Origin of the sequence: Thermogymnomonas acidicola JCM 13583, assembly GCF_001316105.1 — an archaeon.
Classification (GTDB): Archaea; Thermoplasmatota; Thermoplasmata; order Thermoplasmatales; family Thermoplasmataceae; genus Thermogymnomonas; species Thermogymnomonas acidicola.
Window position 1 is genome coordinate 1 of the sequence record NZ_BBCP01000024.1, and the last position, 2,706, is coordinate 2,706.

Here is a 2,706-nt window from a genome sequence, read left to right on the forward strand (position 1 = left end):
TGCTCGGGTAAAGCTCAGGCTGCCACGCGTCCCAGACACCCCCAGGCGCCCAGGTTGAAGAACGACAGTATTATTATTGCTGCCATCACGTCGTTGAATGTGAACGAGTAGGCAAGCCAGAACGTTGCTGCTCCGGATGCGGCCAGGAATATGGCCATGACCCACTTCCTGCCCAGTGACTTCTTCTCCTCCAGGTACGCGGCTGCAAGGTATCCCGGGTACTCAGCTATGGCGCCTATGGCAATGTAGAGGAGCGTGTTCAGGAAGGATATTCCCCTGTCCACCAGTATGGTCGGAAGCCACGCGAAGAGCCCCCAGTAGCCCAGGGAGAACGTAACGTTGGCTAGGAGTATCAGTATCGTCGGCCTCCTGAGCTCTGGCCTGAAGAGCTCGGCCATTGAACCGCGCCTGACGTTGACAGTGTAGAGCTCGGTGCCATCATCGATCGAGACCTTACCTGCGCTCAGCTTCTTTATTATATTCTTGGCCTCGCTCTGCCTGCCTGAGCCGACAAGGTAGTAGGGGGGTCTCGTCCAGGAGGAAGTACACCGGCAGTATGTAGACCAGTGCCATGGCGCTGGATACGAGCATGGCTCCCTGCCAGCTGAACACAGGCAGCACGAAGTAAACGGCAGCGACCGCAAGCAGGGTGCCGGCCGGCCACCCGGAGGCCAGGTAGGTTGTGACCCTGCCCCCTCGACCTGGTCGGGAGGAACTCCTCGAGCATCGCGAACGGCTGGACCATCACCATTATTATGAAGAAGCCCGCCACGAACCTCGCAACAAAGAAGACAGGCCACTCACCAGGAGAAGCAACAGCTGTGAATGCATTGGCAATGCCGTACCCAAGAAGGCCGTACATAATCGACTTCTTCCTTCCGATCCTGTCTGTGAGGGGGAGCGAACCCATAGGCCCCCCCAAGCAGGGCACCAAAGTAGGGGGCCGAGATGAGCGTCCCGCCTATCCCCCCCGTCCCAACCCTGAAGTAAGGCATCAGGTCGGCAGGAGGAACGAAGGTATCAGGAACTCCCAGGCCTCTATGGCAAAGGCAAAGAAGAGAACTGCGTGGCAACCCAGTGGTACCTCGTCAGGGGCACGCTGTTAAAAATTTCGCCCACTTCCACTCTCCTTCGACCGTATTCAGCGTTTTCCATTTAGCTCAAAATCATATTCATGATGAAATACATAAATTTTTATATCTATGCATTCACCTACCATTGTAAATGTAAAAAACCGAGAATATAGGTCATTAAAAGTAATTTGCTTTTCATTGTTAAGCTAAAATATTATTTTTCTGAGATTCGTAAATCTGGAATGACTGCCACTGTCTATCAATTAAAGCCAGAAAGCGGAAGAAACAGATTCCATGATGCCCGCATTTAAGTTCCACATACATATGGAAAAGTGACGCAATTCGTTCCTTAAGTTCGAAAACCGATAGTTATAATAATATCTTATGTACTTAGACTATGATGTGGGAAAAAGCCCTGGAGGGTAAACTTGACGACATTGACATAAGGATAGTTAATATGCTCCTTGAGGACGGGAGGATGTCGGACAAGGAGATGGCTGACCAGCTGCACCTCTCGAAGACCGCGGTAAGGATGAGGCGCATGAGGCTCCAGCGCCTGGGGGGGTACATTAAGTTCGTTGGCCTCCTTGTGCTGCAGAACATTGAACTGGAGTACGCGGACGTACTTGTAAGGATATCCGCCAGGGCTGAGGAGGGCGAGATACAGAGGCTCATAGAGCAGCTCACCTCCGATGAGACCATATACGAGGTCACCGAGTATTTGGGTGGCCGAGACCTCCTGGTCAGGATGTTCGACAGGAACAAACTGAACATGAAGAGGCACCTGCAGAAGATAATGCGAGACAACAGCATTGTGGAAAGCATAGATGTGCTCCCAGCGGTGAGGAGCTACAAGGCCTGGGGGGGTGTGAAGCTCAACCACAGCGAATGAGGCCCTGGCAGCATTGTACCAGAAATGAGAAATACCCTTCCACAATCTTTAAATAATGAGAGCAGGAGTGCTGGCTGCCCTGGTGATAGTGGTGGTGGCAGCAGTGGCAGGTGGAGGGTATTACTATTACAGCAACGTCGCTGATACCGGCCACCTGGCCCTGGCCGCTGCAGACGCGCCTCCAAGCAGCCAGGTATTTGGAGTGTACATAACATTCGATGCGGTTGCGGTGCACAGCACGACCTCTGGCTGGCAGAACTTCAGCTTTGCCGCCAGGACACTGAACATACTGAACGTGACGCCGACGTCGGTCAGCCTGTTCACAAGCGATACTGTGGCCAACCTGACACTGCATGCTGGCAACTACACCATGATTAGGATCTACATAACCAACGTGACCGTGGACATACTTGCTCCAACATCACTTTCAGGCTGGCCTCAGACTTCGCCTTCGTTAACCACCCGTTCACTGTAACCGCCGGGGGGGTACTGTCATGGGCGTGATAGAGTTCAACCTGAACTCCGACCTGAACCTGAACTCGAGGGTGTTCACGCCCAACATAGGGTTCGTGGTGAACGGCTCCTCATGAGGGGGACGCCCTCCAACACATAATCCCTGAACATCCTTTTTTTAACTCTAATGGGGGTTAAGGGGACGAAAGTTCCTTCCGTCAGGGAAGGGATGGATAGACCCATTTTAGAAACGTTTTTATGGTCATCAAGAAATAGATATAACCATGC

General features: G+C 52.5%; 4 protein-coding genes. 2 read left to right on the forward strand and 2 right to left on the reverse strand.

Annotated features, from left to right (window positions below):
• Window positions 1-14: 14 nt before the first annotated feature.
• On the reverse strand, window positions 15-398 hold the full coding sequence (locus JCM13583_RS11425) for an MFS transporter (protein WP_075057765.1): 384 nt from the start codon (window positions 396-398) through the stop codon (window positions 15-17).
• Window positions 399-475: 77 nt separating this feature from the next.
• Window positions 476-910, reverse strand: coding sequence for an MFS transporter (locus tag JCM13583_RS11430; protein ID WP_075057766.1), 435 nt, complete (start codon window positions 908-910; stop codon window positions 476-478).
• Between the two features lie 560 nt (window positions 911-1,470).
• Here JCM13583_RS11430 and JCM13583_RS11435 point away from each other — a divergent pair.
• A complete protein-coding gene (locus tag JCM13583_RS11435) occupies window positions 1,471-1,965 on the forward strand; it encodes an Lrp/AsnC family transcriptional regulator (protein WP_075057767.1) in 495 nt (164 codons plus the stop codon).
• A 55-nt stretch (window positions 1,966-2,020) separates the two neighbouring features.
• Window positions 2,021-2,440 carry a DUF4382 domain-containing protein gene (locus JCM13583_RS11440; RefSeq protein ID WP_075057768.1) on the forward strand — a complete coding sequence of 140 codons (420 nt, stop codon included), beginning with the start codon at window positions 2,021-2,023 and terminating at the stop codon, window positions 2,438-2,440.
• Window positions 2,441-2,706 lie beyond the last annotated feature (266 nt).

Excerpts from the sequence above, each read along its gene's own strand:
- JCM13583_RS11425 (WP_075057765.1), bottom strand. The coding sequence starts at position 398 with ATGGCCGAGCTCTTCAGGCCAGAGCTCAGGAGGCCGACGATACTGATA.
- JCM13583_RS11430 (WP_075057766.1), bottom strand. The coding sequence starts at position 910 with ATGGGTTCGCTCCCCCTCACAGACAGGATCGGAAGGAAGAAGTCGATT.
- JCM13583_RS11435 (WP_075057767.1), top strand. The coding sequence starts at position 1,471 with ATGATGTGGGAAAAAGCCCTGGAGGGTAAACTTGACGACATTGACATA.
- JCM13583_RS11440 (WP_075057768.1), top strand. The coding sequence starts at position 2,021 with ATGAGAGCAGGAGTGCTGGCTGCCCTGGTGATAGTGGTGGTGGCAGCA.